This is a genomic window from Gimesia algae, from assembly GCF_007746795.1.
GTDB classification, from domain to species: Bacteria; Planctomycetota; Planctomycetia; order Planctomycetales; family Planctomycetaceae; genus Gimesia; species Gimesia algae.
Map to the genome: position 1 here is coordinate 4,997,070 of NZ_CP036343.1, position 16,320 is coordinate 5,013,389.

Consider the following 16,320-nt stretch of genomic DNA (forward strand, 5'->3'; position numbering starts at 1 on the left):
TCACTATTTCCGCTGCAGCTTCTGCAATCGTTTGCCGCCAATCTCTGTCACGAAAATATCTCCTGCAGCATCAGTCGCCAGCATGTGAGGCAGATTATATTCCCCAGGTCCCTTCCCTTTCTTACCCCAGGAGTTGATGACTTTACCACCGGCATTCAGTTGCAGCACTTTGTTGGCACGACCATCTGCGACAAACAGCGTTCCCTTTGAATCGAGCTCTATACCATAAGGAGCAAACCCGGTCCAGACCTCCAGCAGGTTCCCTTCCGTGTCGAAGATCTGCACGCGATCATTCTCCCGGTCGCCCACCAGCACACGGCCTTTCGCATCAACAATGATCGAATGCGGCAGATTGAATTCACCAGGTCCCTTGCCGGGGGTCCCCCACTGGCCCAAATATTTTCCGTTCGCCGCAAACTTCAGCACGCGACTGTTGCCGTAGCCGTCTGAAATGAAAATGTTCCCCTGCGGTCCGAATGCGATATCGGTCGGCTTGTTGAACCGGTCCCGGCTGTCACCCGGCTTGCCTGCCTGCCCCAGCGCCAGCAGCAGTTTTCCTTCCGGGTTGAACTGAAACACCATGTGATTGCCGATATCAGTCACCCAGATAGTGTCATCCGGGGCAACACGCAGGCCATGCGCCTGACCGATCAGTTTGTCCCCCCATGAGCGCACAAACTTGCCACTCTGGTCAAAACAGAGAATCGGCTGTGCCCCCCGGTGAAACAGATACATGCGCCCTTTGCTGTCGAAATCCACAGCCGAACAGGGTCCCAGTGCAAGGCCTTCCGGCAGCTCAATATTGATTGCCGCGGGTTCAAAGTTGATTTTGTCCGCTGCAAAAGTAAACTCGGCCGTCAGTATCAGACAGATTATTGGGAAACTCAAAAGACAGAAACGGCGAGGCAGATTCATGCGGGTGACTCCAGAGAGTATTCAAATTGTTGACTGTTTCAGGAACAGTTCACTTCAGCTTTTCTTTTAATGAGTGTACGCGGCTCAGACATCTGTGTCGAGTTTCAAACTACAAACAGGAAACCGCCTTGGATTGACAACTTCCCGGAAACCCTTTATTGATAAGTTTTTCGGACGGGCACATCAGTGTACCGCTACCGCCCCACCACCTGATCCGTATGTATCAAGTCGTGTGTTGAATATCAGGTATCATCCATGGACCCCCGTATCAAGTTACTCTTCAGTGGCCTGGCGATCATAATCACCTTCACCGCTTTTATTCCCTATATACGGGGGATTCTGGCAGGACGAATCAGACCTCATCTGTTCTCCTGGCTGATCTGGGGCACGACCACACTGATTGTGTTTTTCGCCCAACTCGAAGCAAACGGGGGAATCGGCGCCTGGCCGATTGGCATTTCAGGAACAATCACCGTCTACATCGCTTTTCTGTCTTATATTAAGCGCGGAGATATTTCCGTCACGCGACTGGATCGACTGTTTTTCAGCGCCGCCCTGCTCTCGATCCCCTGCTGGTATTTCACATCCAACCCGATGTGGGCCGTCATCCTGCTGACGGTCATTGATCTGCTGGGCTTCGGGCCGACCATCCGCAAAGCCTACGATCATCCGTTTGAAGAAAGCATTCTGTTTATTTTTTTATTCTTCATCAGAAACACCTTCGCGCTGCTGGCGCTGGAATCGTATTCCCTGACCACCGTGCTGTTTCCGCTGTCCATCAGCTGCGTCTGCCTGTTCTTAACTCTGCTGATCAGTTATCGACGCCGGGTTGTACTGGCAGACCGTTAGCACGTTAATGCTACACACGGGCTTTTATTCCAACGTTTCGCTGGCCGCGTCCATCTCTTTCCCTGGTTCTGCTATTGAAAATTGAATCTCTCCCGTCTTAAATGGGGGCGCATTCTTATCAGCGTAATTTGGTAAGGTAAAGCGGACACGCACCGACTGCCCGGGTTTCGACTGAATCACAGTTTCTGCCTGCCCCCGCTCCACTTCTCCCAGGCGAATCGGCAGACCTCGGATTTCATGCTGAGCACCAAAACCAAAGGGCAGTAACCACCAGCCTACCGGTCCTGCCGGTTTTCTGTCCTGATCAATGCTGATCGATTTGCCAGTTTCATCCAGGGCAGAGAGTTTCGTGTAGTAATTGTGAGTCAATAAACGGGGAAGCATAATTTCGACGAATTGATTCCCTGTGTTACGATAATAAAATCGAGGCAGTACCTGCTGCCCGATCGCGTATTGTTCATTATCGGGCTCGAAACGGACTCCTGCCTGTAATCCGTTTTTGGCAACTGGCCCCCATGCAATCTTCCCGTTATCGATCGCCTGTGAGCGAATAAACTGTTTTCTGAGAATGATTGTATAACGGGGATAGGGAACATTATTCTCAATGCGAGGTAATGTCAGCCGAATCGACCAGATCAGATACTCATAACCATCACCTGGTTGAAACAGTGTCAGAAGTTCAAAGCCGACATCTTCCGGTAGCTGACGCTGATCGGCAATTTTCTGCAACATCGAGAATTCCGCATTGGTTACGTCCAGCTCATTGCGTCTGATTTTCATTCGGCGGATCGCTGCGACAACTTCCTCTTCCGTTAAAGGCGGTTGATCCATTCCTCCCAGGCTCCGATGTGCGGAATTGAAACCATGGATTGCCGCAGCCAGTGGCGTGTCATCTGGCATTTTGGGTCCCGGTTCGTTGAGTTTGACAGCCTGTCCTGCCGCATCCAGTTGATTGAACAGTCGCGTCCGCACCTCGTGTCTGAACGGTGCCCCCTGGGATTGATCAAGAACCAGTTGAACCTGCCAGCCCTGAAAACGTTCCTCGTCCGCGCCGTCGACTTCAGATACGAATTCCAATCGCCAGTCAGCAGCGAGTCTACGCAGCTCTGCGATTTCACGAAATTGTTGTAGCTGTTCCGCGGAAAGTCCGGGAATCTTCTTGTCCAGCAAAGCCCAGCGAACCGACGCCACCACTTCGTCATCGGTCAGAAGCGGCTGCCCTTTGTCGACGGGATCCAACTGCTGTTGCTGGTTAAATTCCTGGACGACATCGGAAAGTTGCCTGCTGCCTGCCGGAACGATTTTCAAATCGCGACAGAACGCCGCTATCTTCTCTACCGGAACCATATACGATTTATTCGCATTCTCTCCCAGAAAGCGGGTCCCCAGTAATGTCAGTCCCGCCAGTTGCCCCTCCTTGAACAGAGGAGTTCCTTCGGGAAGACTGCGATCCAGTTGAATGAGGCCTTCATACCGATGTTCTTTCTTTAAAGGAGGCAACGCCAGTTCCGCTTGATTGTCAAAGGACACGATGCGTGCTGCCTGCGGAGTTAAAGTCAAGTGCGGGGAACTCCCGGGATACATGGCCGCGAGTTCATCGTCTACCGCCAGTAAAACATAATCTGACGGCTGATAGTCGGTCAACTTCTGCTGTGTCCGATACACGAACAGTTCTTTCGTACTCTGCGGCAGATAGACCGCATCGATGGGTGGACGATTCGGAATTTCAAGAAACGTCCGATCAACGGCATGGGGAGCCCCCTCGGGAATAATCCCTGCTGTCCCCGCGGTGACCACGCATGTTTCAGAACCGGCATCGACCAGAATTCCAGGTATCGCACGGCGGGACTGATCCCGAAAGTAGACCAGCACCAGTCTGGCTATTGCCTTTTCAGAGACTGTTTTCGGTGGTAACCCCTTCGAAGCGATACTTACCGATTGTTTGATCGCTGGTTTGATTGAAGTAGACCTGGATTCAGGAGAGAGTTTCAACTGGTCGCATAATTCGACCATTTTTCCCACTGGGACAACAAAGGTCCCCTGGGGATTATCATTCATATATCGGGGTCGGCTCCGAGTGATTCCCACAAGTTTTCCCTCTTTGAAGAGGGGAACTCCCGAAGGCAGCTGACGATCGATTCCGAATTCCACCAGCCGCGAAGTCTCTTTTTTCTTTCCGGTCGCGTCAGTTTTCGTTTTATGTTTCAGAGTGGTAATGCGCGTGGCATGAGGAGTCACATATAATTCGCTGGTCCCCCCCAACAGAATCGCCGATAACTGATCTCCGACAGCCAGCTGAATCTCATCCACCGGTCGATAGTCGGTTAGCTTTCGCTCCGTACGGTAAAGGAATAAATCTTTCGTACTCTCTTTCTGATATTCGAGCCCAATCTTTCCCCGTCCCGGGATGTCGAGGTACATTTGCGCGGCAATCGGCGGTTTCCCCTCGGGGCCCAGGCCGGCTGTGATCACATAGGTTTCAGCGCCGGCGTTCACCATGACGCCACGCACGGCCCGATGCGTTCGATTCTGAAACGAAATCAGAGTCAGTTGGGCAATCGCTTTTTCCGCAGCCGTTTTTGGTCGGACCTTGATCGATTCTTCCGTACTTCCAAAAAATTCGGGGTGGAGCTGACGGATTGCATTACCTGCACTCTCTGAAGGTGGAGCAGGACGACTTTTCAAATAGGAATTCAGCGCAGTCAGAGTGCCCGGCTTCAGACTTTCGACCAGGTTACCGACCTCGGCCGGCGTGTCATGCGGATTCTCATGAATTCGTCCGATCGATTGATTCTCTTCTACTTTGATGATGTCAATCTTACCTCTCACAAGCCCCTGATCCAGGGCAATCAGTTTCATCCCGACTTTGATTCCGTCTTTCTTTCCTATCGAAAGGACCGCTTTCCCACCAGCGACAGAGATCACCTGTCCCTTTATGGATATGTTGTCTGTAGGGACATTTGCTTCAGGCGAACGAACCCATAACAGATCGGCCAATTCCGGTGTCCCCGGATTCACACGCGACTGGCGACTGGTGGTCCAGGCACCGCGAATTTCATCATCGGCGAGTCGAATGGAAAGTTTACCGAAACGTGCCTCACCCTCACGCCAGGTTCCGTTAAAGCGACGTTCGATGCGCGACCATTTTAAATCGACCGTGCCCGAGGCAACATTGTCCGGCTGTTTGTAGGTCCCTGCATAAAGTCCTGCTTCCTCGCGGTTCAATATGACTGTCCCCCAGCCTTCACTCTTCCATTCACCGGCAATGTCAGGCGGTTCGGTGGCCTGCCAGAAACACATTCCCAGTACCACAGCGGACAGAGCAGCGAGCATGAGAAGCACTCCCGTTTTACGACCTGAGTTCGAAAAGAACCCACCGGGTTCTGTCTGACTTTCGAGAGAAGAAGGTAAAGGAACTTCCGTCGGTTGCTGCACGTGGGCCAGACATTCTTCCAGTACCCCTGAGACTTCACTGGCGGTCGCGAAACGAGCGGCGGGTTCTTTTTCTATCAGTCGGTTGACGATCTGACAGAGCCATTCCGGAATCTCGGGATTGATTTCACGAATGGGTCGCGGCTCTTCATCCGTGATCCGTCGCAGTACGCCATAACTGGTTTCCGAACGGAACGGAGGCCGACCGGTACACATCGTGTAGAGCACGCTGCCCAGGCTGAACAGGTCACTAGCCTGATCGACCGTCTCGCCGCGTGCCTGTTCGGGTGACATGTATTGAGGCGTTCCTGCGATGATGCCGGTCCGCGTCAGACTGGCATCATCTGCGGCGCGGGCCAGACCAAAGTCCGTCAGCTTGACCCGTTCGACCCCATCCGCCAGCAGAATGTTCGCCGGTTTAACATCGCGGTGTACCAGTCCCTGCGCGTGAGCTGCCGCCAGTCCGTTGGCAGCCTGCATACCAATCCGCAGAATCTCCACCAGAGCCAGTGGTCCGGTATCATCCAGTCGACGCTGTAAAGAGGGTCCTCGTACATAAGACATCACCAGATAAGGTAGCCCCTCGGTTTCCGCCACGCCATGAATTTCAATCACACTGTCATGCACGACCGCAGCGGCAGCTTGCGCTTCTCGTGAAAACCGTTTACGCGCGGCTCCACTGCTGCCCAGATGCGGTGCCAGAATTTTGATAGCGACATATCGATTTAATGCGGGGTCGAAGGCTTTCAAGACTACGCCCATCCCTCCCGCGCCGATGACCCCCACAATCTCATACGTTCCCAGGCGGCCCAGCATCCGCTCATCATCCGAGGGGGCCAGCAGGTTCATGACGGAACTGTGAGAGAATGATGCTTCATTTACTCTAACCGCATCCAGAGCAGAATCCTTCCCACCCGGATATTCCAGCGTGAGCGTCTCGTCCTGAAGCGAATCCCGGAGTGACACCCAGATATCGTCGCTGGCTGCGCCCGCTTCCAGTTGCTGGCGGCAATCGCTGCATTCATCCAGATGGAGTTCAAAATCAGCCTGTTCCCCTGCGCTCATTTTCTGCTGCAGGAACAGTTCGATCGATTCGGGATGACATGTCGTTGATTTGTTTTTCATTCTGTTATCTCCTGACAACTGATACACACAGCCCTCTCGCTTCTAACAGGTGTGTGTTACATTTCCCGTTCATACTCCGCCGCCTTCTCCTGGATTCTGCGCACCACGCGACTGCGGGCAGCATAAATGGCACCTCGATTTTTGCCATACTCTTGCGCGACAACTTCGATCTCGCGTCCCTCAACTGCGGTCAACCAGAACAGATTCCAGGTATCCTCATGAAATTCCTGACGCACGTGCCGGGCAGCCCAGCGAAAGACTTCCCGCCGATACTCTAACCGCAACAGGCTCGAATCGGGTCCGTTATGCGAAGCGTGTTCATTCAGTAATGCCTGCAATTCCGATTTGCCTGAACCCCGATCAGGCTTGCCGCGCATCAGCGCATTGAGAATGGCGTTATGCGCCACACGATGCAGCCACGTGCGGAATTTTGCCCGCTCTGGATCATGGGGACGCTGCTCGACCGCTTTGGAAATGGCTACCAGAACCAGTTGCGCCACATCATCGGCATCCGCTTCCTGCATTCCTTTTTGACGCGCCATTCTCAAAATCACCGGCCGATAGATTTCCACGAACTCATGCCACGCCGCCTGATCCGCAGGATCGCGGACGCGAATCAGCAAACTGGCTCGTGTATCAGGAGTTGCGTTCATAATTGTGTACTTTCTTTATCCTGTTATACACAGTACGATCCCGCATCTGACAGCCAAATCAGTATTCTTCAGAATTCTTTCGAAAGTCAACTTAAGTGGTGTCACGTCGCCAGGTTTCGGGAGCCAGTGCAGAATTCCAGTCTGATTCAACGACAAACTTAAGAAACGCTCGATATATCTGATACCGGAGAAATCCATTGCCCAATCATATAACCGGCGATACTAGCCAGTAAACCGGTCAGTTCCGGAGGAACGACTGTCAGAGCCGTCGCCAGTGTCCCGGTAGGAAGTGATTCTGCAGAAAGCAGCGAGACTGCGACCTGCTGGCACATCCAGAACAGATAGCCCAGCGCCTGCACCACGCTGGAAACCAGTTCGGTTTTACACCCGTATTTCTGCGCGAACAGATCCCCCACCGTCAATAGTTACATCTCCCACACACGTCGGGCAAAGAAGAGTCCAGCGACAATCAGCGCCAGCCCGGACGCGAACGGATCAAGAATCGTTCCCCGCACGCCCTCTTCGCGTGCCGCTTCACTGGAACCCAATACCGTCGCCGCCCCAAACCAGGTCGCCAGCAGCGTCCCCCACGCCAGCTATAAAGGCAGACGTCGCCCAGCCACGAGATAATCTTCTTCATTATTGACTTTGCTGCCGGCGTACATCCCCAGCCACCATTATCAGGATATACAAACCAAGTAGAATGCCAAGCCAGAACGTCATCATCAGTCTCATTGCTATCATAATATAATCATTTTGAACTATATAATCATCTCGATTTTCGGGCACTGCTCCTCACAAACACAGCGCGGCCTCAACCAGAACAGCAATCGAATGGTACCGAGATCGTTTACTTTCTGCCCACGTTGATCAACGGCAACATGGAATTTTCTGAAAAATCCGTCTATCCGGCTGAATCTTTTTCCTCTTTTCAGAACCCCTCTGCCCTGGCCTCACATTTCCTGGAGCTCTTGATCTGATGTGATAAGTTTGTGAAGCAAAAGAAACCGTTCTGAATCCGTCTTAATCTAATGTCACTGAAACCTGCCTGTCGGGAAGAAACATGAAGACCTCCACCAATCCTACACGTCCTGTCACTCTTTGTTCCTGTTTTCTGGCAGGGAGCTTTGCATTATTTTTCACCGTTCTCCCATTGGCTGCTGCGAACCCAACAGACTATCAGCAGAAACTTCCCGCTATTCGCAAGCTGGTCACCGAGACCATGACAAAAGAAAAGTTGAAGGCAGTTCTGCTCGGGGTGACTGTTAAAGGAAAAGAACTCCTGATCCTGGCGGAAGGAGAAACGATGACGGGAATCCCCGCGACGGCTGACATGCATTTTCGCAATGGTAACGTCGCAGTAGCTTATATGGGCAATCTGTTCTATCAGCTCGTGGATGCCGGCATCGTGAAAGCCGACGATCCGGTAGGGAAATGGCTGCCCGACCTGCCTGAGTCGCAGACGGTCACACTCGAAATGCTTGTTAACGGCACTGCCGGCTACCCCGATTTCATGCCCATGGATCTGTTTCAGAAAAAACTCTACGCCAACCCCTTCCATCAGTGGACGCCGCAGGAACTGAGCAGACTGGCTTTCACCAAGCAGCCTCTATTCAACGCGGGCAGCGATTGGAACTACGCCCACACCAACTTCGTCATTCTGGGTCTCGCGCTGGAAAAGGCAGCTGGCAAACCTTTCGGCGAACTGATGCAGGAGCGCGTCCTTACTCCTTTTAGCATGCAGGAGACAGCCGCGCCAGGCACCCCTTACATTCCAGAGCCCGTCCTGCATTCCTATACTGATGAACGCGGCTTCTATGAAGACGCGACCTTCTGGAATCCTTCCTGGACGCTGGCACGCGGTGCGGTTCAATATTCGACCATCGGCGACACCCTCGCCGGCTTCCGCGCTGTCGGACAGGGAGAGCGACTGAAACCGGAAACCTTCCAGGCCATGCTCGCTCCCCAGACGCCCGGCATGAAGTTCTGGACGAAAGACATGTACTATGCCCAGGGGATCGTGGTCAATAAAGGCTGGCTCACCCAGGCCCCCAGTTTCGCCGGTCTCTTCGGCACAGCCGGCTATCACCCGGCCAAAGACATTACCATCGCCCTCTGGTGCACCCGCTCCATCGACGCGAGTTCAGAAGGCAACCCGATTTCCGGACTGTATCAACGGCTCACCAAAATCCTGACGTCGGAAAATTGAACCGGTTGAGTATCAGTGAGAGGTTTTTTCAGCCGACATCTAAAAAGTGTTGTTGCCCTGTAGCCATCTCCTGATTAACAGTTTAGAACGCTGTCGCCTGTCACACCATTTTCCAAACGCTTTTGTATCCTGAAGTCCTGCTCCCAACATCATCAGCGGGAAATCGGGTTTGTGATTTCGCATTCGATCTCTGTTCGTAATTCTCATCACATCACAACCCGAGAGAATTACTATCCAGTAACGATTCCCCGTCTTTTGAAAATACTTCGATATCGCCTTGACAGTAGCACGCCACAGTGTTACATTTTGTAGCGTTACACATTGTAACACTTCTCGTTTATCAATGTCATCGTGACGTAATGGAATCTCTGTCATGGCAAAGTCAAACAGCAAACGGCCGGCACTGAGCCCTCTTGAACATGCTGTCATGCAGATTGTCTGGAGCGATCAGCCTTTGACGGGCGAAGATGTCCGCGAGCGCATGGATGAAACTCATGGCCTGAAAACGTCGACCGTGCGCACTTTGCTGCGGCGACTCGAAGCAAAAGGCTATGTCACACACGACATCGAAGGACGAACTTTCATTTACCGAGCGACGGTGGAACAAACCAATGTTGCGGCTTCCGCCGTCCGGTCTATTGTCGACAAGTTCTGTTCAGGATCTGTCGAAAACCTGCTGGTCGGACTGGTGGATGACAAGTTAATCTCTTCAGAACGCCTGCAGGAACTGGCACAGCAGATTGCGTCGGCGGAAGAAGAACAGGCAAAACACAACAAACCCAAACGCACGAAGCGTTCTTAAGATATGAATGAACCAACGAATTCTTTCGTTAGCAGAGTTTGATCCCCGTCTGACCGGAGATACCCGATGTATCAGATCTCAAACCAATGGATACTGTTCCTGCTGGATGTATCTACCAAAGCCCTGCTTCTGGCAGCGATTGCCGGGATTGCTTTGAAATTGTTCAAACTGCAGGACTCCAACCTGCGGCATCGCATCTGGTCTGGCGTCCTGGCGGGTATGTTGCTCCTGCCTTTGCTGACGCTGGCACTTCCTACCATTTCACTCTCGTTGCCTGCCAGTTGGACGAACTTCCAATCAAACGTGAAGCGTACACCTGCCCACCCCACACCGGTTGTCAGTAACAATATGAATCCCAGCGGTCCTGTAGTTATTGATAGCGTTCCACTTGAAAATCGTGAAATGCAAGTCAGTCAGACTGAAAACGTGCCGCATCCGAAATCTCAGTATCTGGAAGCCACAGACGCATCAACGCCTGTTGCAGACTGGTCCTTCCCACAATTGACACAGCTGATTCCCGGCGCACTCCTGATCTTCTGGAGCGCCGTGAGCCTGCTGTTTGCATCCAGACTGATTGCAGGACTCTGGTCGTCCTCACGTATCTTACGCCGCGCAACGATGATAGACGGACCACAACTCCTGAACTGTCTCGTTGAACTGCCGCCCGCGATCTTAAAACATATCCCTGCCATCCGCGAAAGCCAGGAAGTGCTCGTACCCGTTACCGTCGGATGGGTACGCCCCACAGTACTGCTGCCGGAAGAATGGCAAACATGGTCGGACGAAAAACTGACCGCCATCGTAGCGCATGAATTCACACATGTGGCCCGACGTGACTTCTTTGTGACACTGGCCGCTGAACTGAATCGCTGCCTGTACTGGTTTCATCCGGTCTCCTGGTGGTTACGCACGCGTTTATCAGATCTGGCTGAGGAAGCCTGCGATGACGCCGCTATCAGCCACACGGGAGATCGTACCGGATATGCGCGACACCTGTTGGAAGTAGCAACATCGCTGAGAACGGGCAGTGGTCAGCGCGTGACTCCAGGAGTTTCCATGGCGCGCACCTCCAATGTGGAATCGCGTATTACCACCATTCTTGACTTCAAAAGACCCCTTTCACAGCACCTGACCTGGCGGAGTACCACAGCCATCGCGGTCATCGCCACCTTCGTCATCATCGTCGCTGCAGCAATTCACCCCACCTCTGTAGCCGCCACGCCCGCAGAACAACCAGTGGCAACCGAGAGTACCACTGATTCGACCGACACAGAAACAGTCCACATTCAGGGACAGGTCACTGACACCAGCGACAATCCGATTCCGGGTACAAGAGTTCGTCTCTATCGAATGCAACGACCGAAGTGGCACTCCGGAAGTAATACCGCAACGTTACTCACCGAATTAAAAGTGGACAGAGAAGGTCGCTTCGATCAAACCGTTGCCAAAAATATAATCATACAGGAAAGGAAAAACCATGAGAGTGGGCAGCATCTTTCTGTCCGTCATATGTGGTGGACGGTCCTTGTTGTCTCAGCACCGAATTACGCCTACTCAACCTTCCGAGCCGAACAGTCGGGTCCCATCATCAATGGTAAGAGTTACCTTTCGCCTGGTTTTCTAAATCAACCGTTTACTGTCCAACTTCGTCCCGCTGTGACTATTCACGGGAGATTACTCTCCATCGAAGGCCAGCCTGTTGAGGGCGTAAATGTATCCGTTTTCCAGCTCAGGCGCCCGCATGCATCAAGGTTTGACGCATGGCTTCAGCAGACATCCAAAGCTCCACTCCCCAAGTCAGATAACCGTGCCATAATGCTGGGAGGCTCTGCTTCTCAATACACTGCCTTCCCGTGCAGCGAATTTCATCTGCCTCTCCAATGTGTTCCGCCTGTCGTGACAAACAGTTCAGGCAGTTTCGAACTGTCGGGTTTGGCCGCGAAAGACGATCTTGTGATCCTGAGAATCAATGGTCAGGGTATTACAGACACAGTCATTCACGTACTTGCCTGCGATATGAAACCGGTTTATGGACGTCCTTATGCAATAAGAAGTGAATCGGGGGCCTACTATGGTCGAACGTTCGATTTTATCACCCAGCCCAGTGTGCCCGTCTATGGCGTCGTCCGGGATATCGAAACCAGACAACCTCTTGCCGGCATCCCGGTTGCTGTGTCGGTGATGTATGGATCAACAATATACCAGAAAGGCTATATCTCAACAAAGACAGACCAACAGGGGCGTTATCGTATTGAGGGGCTTCCCATTCCCCCCGTAGGAACGGGAAGATATGATCGCAACAGACTTGCGGTTCGCCCGGGTAAGCTGCCTTACATTGAAACCGATTCACTCTCCGTACCCCGTGGAGATGGAGTCAACCCGGTCGAGTTTAATATTGAATTTCGACGAGCCGTGATCGCCAGAGGCAGAATCACTGACAAAACTACCGGCGAACCAATTGCAGCAGCAGAAATCTACTACTCGCCGTATGCTAAAAACGAGAATTGCGATCAATATCTTCGCTATTCCGATGGTTCTCGCAGGTTGCTGGGCAATCACGATACCAGATACCTGAGCGACGCACATGGCTACTTTGAGATCCCGGTGATTCCCGGTCGCGGCGTGATAGGCGCGACAATTAATGAGGGAGAATATATTCCGGGTTTTGGCGCCCAAAAGATTGAGGCATACCGGGGAAAAGACCCGAGTCAACTGCCAAATATGCTTTCGGATTCCCTGGTACCTTCCCTGTTCCACTCGCTCAAAGAAATTGATGCACCGGTTGACAAACCTGAGTTTGAACTATCGATGTATGTTGATCCCGGTATAACATTGACTATCAACTTCGTGGATCCACAGGGAAAACCCGTCAAAGGAGTCTGGGGAAATGGACTCAACGGCTCTTCCCAGGGGAAGGCAATTCAGGATGACCATGCCCAGGCAACAGGTCTGGCAATTGGTAAGATTCGCGCTATGGACTTCACAGACAATACCAACAATCTCACCCGTCTCCTGCGTCTGATTCCTGAAAAAGGACAGACGCATTTCACTTTTAAATTATTCCCCCCCAGTCGGCTCACAGGGCGGCTCATCGCCCCCGAAGGCCGGCCCCTGACAAATACCTTCCTGGAAACGCGCCACCAGAATGACCCGTATATGATTGGATCACTGCCTGAGACTCAGACCGACAACGAGGGTCGATTCGATTACACTTTGCCTACAGGCACAAACTTTAAAATTCTTGCTCGCACGGACAACAACTACTTTATCATCGTGAAAGACCTCGAAAACCCAATGCCCAAAAACATTGATTTGGGTGACCTGATCATTGATCCGGAAGCGAAATCCTGGTCGCAAGCGAAAGCCAAAAGAGAACCGATCATCACAGAACTGATTTCCAAAGTCGTTGACGATCAAGCACCGGAATCAGGTACGCAAGAGTAAGTTCCCCTGGAGTCATACCGGCAAGAACAGAAAACCGACATTTCAGCAGAAGACGAATATGAGTGCCTGGCATCGCTATCAACCGACCGCGCAGCAACCCTGGAACCCGGGCCGTGTCGTCCACCTTTATCGCCGCTGCATTTTTGGGGCAACATGGAATGAACTGCAGCGTGATGTCAGCGGTAAGCCACAGGATGCAGTTTCTCGGGTGCTCTCTGACGAAGCTCGCGTCGACGGTATTCCGGCTGACTTCACGCGTCTCGCTGACCTCATCGGCAATGCCGCGACACAGCAGCCCAATCCGGAGCGACTCAAAGCCTGGTGGATTTATCGCGTCCTCTTTAGCCCTGCCCCGTTACAGGAACGACTGACATTCATGTGGCATAACCACTTCGCCACCAGCAATTTAAAAGTCAAAAGTCTGCCGTATATGCAACGGCAAAACGAAACATTACGAAAACATGCGACCGCCCCCTTTGGTGACCTGCTGCACGCCATGCTGCAAGATCCGGCTCTCCTGATCTGGTTGGATGCACCAGCAAACCGTCGCGGACATGCGAATGAAAATCTGAGCCGCGAGCTGCTGGAACTGTTCACACTCGGTATCGGCAACTACTCCGAAGCTGATGTGAAGCACATAGCCCGCGCGCTCACCGGCATGACCGTAAAGGAAGGACACTTCCATTTTAATCCCCGTCGACATGATGACGGCGAGCAGACGATTCTCGGTAAGACTGGACACTTCGATGCGGATCAACTGACGGAGATTCTGCTGCACCAGCCTGCCATCGCCAGACGCCTGTCTGATCGACTGATTACCGAATTCTGCGGCGAAGGCGTCGTCAACGACACAGCACGCAACGAACTGGCTTTACAACTTCGCACAACAAATCTCGACATTGGAAAAGCAGTTGAGACTATCCTGCGTTCTGAGTTGTTCTTCTCCGACGCGAATATCAACTCGCGGATTTGTGATCCACTCTCGTTCCTGATCACACCGCTCCGCGCACTCGAATTATTTGATCCGCCACCCAGTACACTTGCGTTGAGTGAATGGTTAGGACGCATGGGGCTGGATCTGTTCTACCCACCCAATGTCGCCGGCTGGCCAGGTGGTCGCTCGTGGCTGACGACACGCACCGTCGTCGCCCGCGCGAATTATGCAACTGCGATGATTTCAGGAGACGTCTATCGACCGGCCGATGCTCCCGATCTGCACGCATTGGCAAAAAAACACTCCGCCACTAATAGTGACGAATTCGAGAAGATGATGAACACCCTGTTGCTCGGTGACGTAAATACAAAACAGACAACTGAATCAATTACTCCAGCCGGGTATTCGCCTGAAATGAATAGCGTATTGGCGCTGCTCACCGGATTCCATGCCCATCTGAACTGAAAACAAAATGGAGACTGCCATGTTAAATCGACGAAGCTTCCTGAACCAGTCGTCATTATTGTCTCTGTCTCCTTTCATCCCCGCGTTCCTGACGCAGACGGCACAAGCATCTGCAGCGCGCAAGGGTGATCGTATTCTGGTAGTCATTCAACTGGATGGCGGCAACGACGGCTTAAATACCGTCATCCCTTTTGCCGATGAGAATTACAGTAAATACCGTGACAAGTTACGGATTGACAAAAAAGACATCATCACACTCAACGATTCACTGGGTCTCCCTCCTTCCATGAAGGCCGCCGGAGAATTATTCGACGACAATCAACTGGCCATTATCCCCGGTGTGGGTTACCCCAACCCGAACCGATCACATTTTCGCAGTATGGCGATCTGGCATTCTGCCCGTTTGCAATCCGCCGATCACACTGGGCAGGGCTGGCTCGGTCGCGCCTCTGATCAGCTGAAGCAACCCGGTAGCACGGCACCTGACGCTGTTTTCGTAGGTGATAGCGCCATTCCTGCCGCCATCATCGGACGCCGAACCAACGCCATCGCGTTAAACAATGAAAAGGAACTCATGTTAGCCTCAAAATTAGTGGCACCTGATAATCCGATGTCTGGCGACGATCTGCAGAACTTCGTACAAAGCACCGTCAGTTCTTCCTACGTAGCCGCAAAACAATTCGCAGCATCAGTAAAGAACCCGTCGATCGATAATAGTCGCTTTCCAAACTACCGACTGGCGCGCAAGCTGCAACTGATTGCCCGCATGATTCGCCTGGATGGTGGCACGCGCATCTTTTATGTCTCACAACCTGGCTACGACACACACTCTACACAGAAGAATTCTCACGAACGTCTGCTGACCGAATTCAGTCGCTCGCTGAAAGCATTTCTGGTTGATATCAGGCAAGCGGGCCTCAGCGATCGCATCCTGGTGATGGCATTCAGCGAATTCGGTCGTTGTGTTCAGGAAAACGCTTCTGCAGGAACCGACCATGGCACCTCCGGCCCGGTTTTCGTCGCCGGTGAATCGGTCAGATCCGGAATACTGAGCAATTACCCTTCGCTTGTCGACCTCGATGACGGCGACCTGAAATCAACGATCGACTTCCGCAGCATATACTCATCACTGCTGACCAACTGGCTCAACATCGATGCCACTGCCCCCCTGGGCGGGAATTTCAAACCTCTGAAAGTGGTCGCCTGATTACAGAAACCAGTTGATCTGGGTTTCCGCTCTGAATCAACAGGAAACATCAATTCTGACGCGCACTGTAGACGATGATTCACAAGCATCTCGGCAAACCCTCTTATCAACGCCATTAATTAACGGGAGATCGAGATTATGATATCGCATATGCCAAGCCTCTATCCACGCCGACCACTTGAGAATGAGCGTTGAGTCATTGAATAGAAATTGGAGAAATCAAATCTGAACGAGATCATTGCAGGCGACCGCCAAGACCATATATGACCGCGAACCCATACTTGA

General features: G+C 52.4%; 11 protein-coding genes. 6 read left to right on the forward strand and 5 right to left on the reverse strand.

Going from position 1 to position 16,320, the window contains the following annotated elements:
- Nucleotides 1-3: 3 nt before the first annotated feature.
- Nucleotides 4-915 carry a peptidyl-alpha-hydroxyglycine alpha-amidating lyase family protein gene (locus tag Pan161_RS18530; RefSeq protein WP_145229637.1) on the reverse strand — a complete coding sequence of 304 codons (912 nt, stop codon included), beginning with the start codon at nucleotides 913-915 and terminating at the stop codon, nucleotides 4-6.
- A gap of 255 nt (nucleotides 916-1,170) precedes the next feature.
- On the opposite strand from Pan161_RS18530, the gene Pan161_RS18535 reads away from it, so the two are divergent.
- Nucleotides 1,171-1,764 (forward strand): hypothetical protein, encoded by a 594-nt coding sequence (locus tag Pan161_RS18535; protein ID WP_145229639.1) that lies wholly within the window; start codon nucleotides 1,171-1,173, stop codon nucleotides 1,762-1,764.
- A 24-nt stretch (nucleotides 1,765-1,788) separates the two neighbouring features.
- Here the strand turns inward: Pan161_RS18535 and Pan161_RS18540 are convergent, their stop codons facing one another.
- From Pan161_RS18540 to Pan161_RS31240, 4 genes are all read right to left on the reverse strand, one after another.
- The gene (locus tag Pan161_RS18540) at nucleotides 1,789-6,321 is read right to left on the reverse strand and encodes a serine/threonine-protein kinase (RefSeq protein WP_145229641.1); all 4,533 of its coding nucleotides are present in this window, start codon (nucleotides 6,319-6,321) and stop codon (nucleotides 1,789-1,791) included.
- A 56-nt stretch (nucleotides 6,322-6,377) separates the two neighbouring features.
- Nucleotides 6,378-6,974 (reverse strand): RNA polymerase sigma factor, encoded by a 597-nt coding sequence (locus tag Pan161_RS18545; protein ID WP_145229643.1) that lies wholly within the window; start codon nucleotides 6,972-6,974, stop codon nucleotides 6,378-6,380.
- A 158-nt stretch (nucleotides 6,975-7,132) separates the two neighbouring features.
- A complete protein-coding gene (locus Pan161_RS18550; protein ID WP_145229645.1) occupies nucleotides 7,133-7,396 on the reverse strand; it encodes a hypothetical protein in 264 nt (87 codons plus the stop codon).
- 3 nt (nucleotides 7,397-7,399) lie between these two features.
- Complete coding sequence (locus Pan161_RS31240; protein WP_261342926.1) at nucleotides 7,400-7,522, reverse strand: hypothetical protein; 123 nt, start codon at nucleotides 7,520-7,522, stop codon at nucleotides 7,400-7,402.
- Between the two features lie 515 nt (nucleotides 7,523-8,037).
- Here Pan161_RS31240 and Pan161_RS18555 point away from each other — a divergent pair.
- The 5 genes from Pan161_RS18555 (at nucleotide 8,038) to Pan161_RS18575 (ending at nucleotide 16,035) form a co-directional block, all read left to right on the forward strand.
- The gene (locus tag Pan161_RS18555; protein ID WP_145229647.1) at nucleotides 8,038-9,183 is read left to right on the forward strand and encodes a serine hydrolase domain-containing protein; all 1,146 of its coding nucleotides are present in this window, start codon (nucleotides 8,038-8,040) and stop codon (nucleotides 9,181-9,183) included.
- Between the two features lie 373 nt (nucleotides 9,184-9,556).
- On the forward strand, nucleotides 9,557-9,985 hold the full coding sequence (locus Pan161_RS18560) for a BlaI/MecI/CopY family transcriptional regulator (protein WP_145229649.1): 429 nt from the start codon (nucleotides 9,557-9,559) through the stop codon (nucleotides 9,983-9,985).
- A gap of 66 nt (nucleotides 9,986-10,051) precedes the next feature.
- On the forward strand, nucleotides 10,052-13,429 hold the full coding sequence (locus Pan161_RS18565) for a M56 family metallopeptidase (RefSeq protein ID WP_145229651.1): 3,378 nt from the start codon (nucleotides 10,052-10,054) through the stop codon (nucleotides 13,427-13,429).
- Nucleotides 13,430-13,487: 58 nt separating this feature from the next.
- Nucleotides 13,488-14,828, forward strand: coding sequence for a DUF1800 domain-containing protein (locus tag Pan161_RS18570; RefSeq protein ID WP_145229652.1), 1,341 nt, complete (start codon nucleotides 13,488-13,490; stop codon nucleotides 14,826-14,828).
- Nucleotides 14,829-14,847: 19 nt separating this feature from the next.
- Nucleotides 14,848-16,035, forward strand: a complete 1,188-nt coding sequence (locus Pan161_RS18575) for a DUF1501 domain-containing protein (protein ID WP_197995398.1) — start codon at nucleotides 14,848-14,850, stop codon at nucleotides 16,033-16,035.
- Nucleotides 16,036-16,320 lie beyond the last annotated feature (285 nt).

Bases quoted from the DNA above. Each gene is read 5' to 3' on its own strand.
- Pan161_RS18530 (WP_145229637.1), bottom strand. From the start codon at position 915: ATGAATCTGCCTCGCCGTTTCTGTCTTTTGAGTTTCCCAATAATCTGT.
- Pan161_RS18535 (WP_145229639.1), top strand. From the start codon at position 1,171: ATGGACCCCCGTATCAAGTTACTCTTCAGTGGCCTGGCGATCATAATC.
- Pan161_RS18540 (WP_145229641.1), bottom strand. From the start codon at position 6,321: ATGAAAAACAAATCAACGACATGTCATCCCGAATCGATCGAACTGTTC.
- Pan161_RS18545 (WP_145229643.1), bottom strand. From the start codon at position 6,974: ATGAACGCAACTCCTGATACACGAGCCAGTTTGCTGATTCGCGTCCGC.
- Pan161_RS18555 (WP_145229647.1), top strand. From the start codon at position 8,038: ATGAAGACCTCCACCAATCCTACACGTCCTGTCACTCTTTGTTCCTGT.
- Pan161_RS18560 (WP_145229649.1), top strand. From the start codon at position 9,557: ATGGCAAAGTCAAACAGCAAACGGCCGGCACTGAGCCCTCTTGAACAT.
- Pan161_RS18565 (WP_145229651.1), top strand. From the start codon at position 10,052: ATGTATCAGATCTCAAACCAATGGATACTGTTCCTGCTGGATGTATCT.
- Pan161_RS18570 (WP_145229652.1), top strand. From the start codon at position 13,488: ATGAGTGCCTGGCATCGCTATCAACCGACCGCGCAGCAACCCTGGAAC.
- Pan161_RS18575 (WP_197995398.1), top strand. From the start codon at position 14,848: ATGTTAAATCGACGAAGCTTCCTGAACCAGTCGTCATTATTGTCTCTG.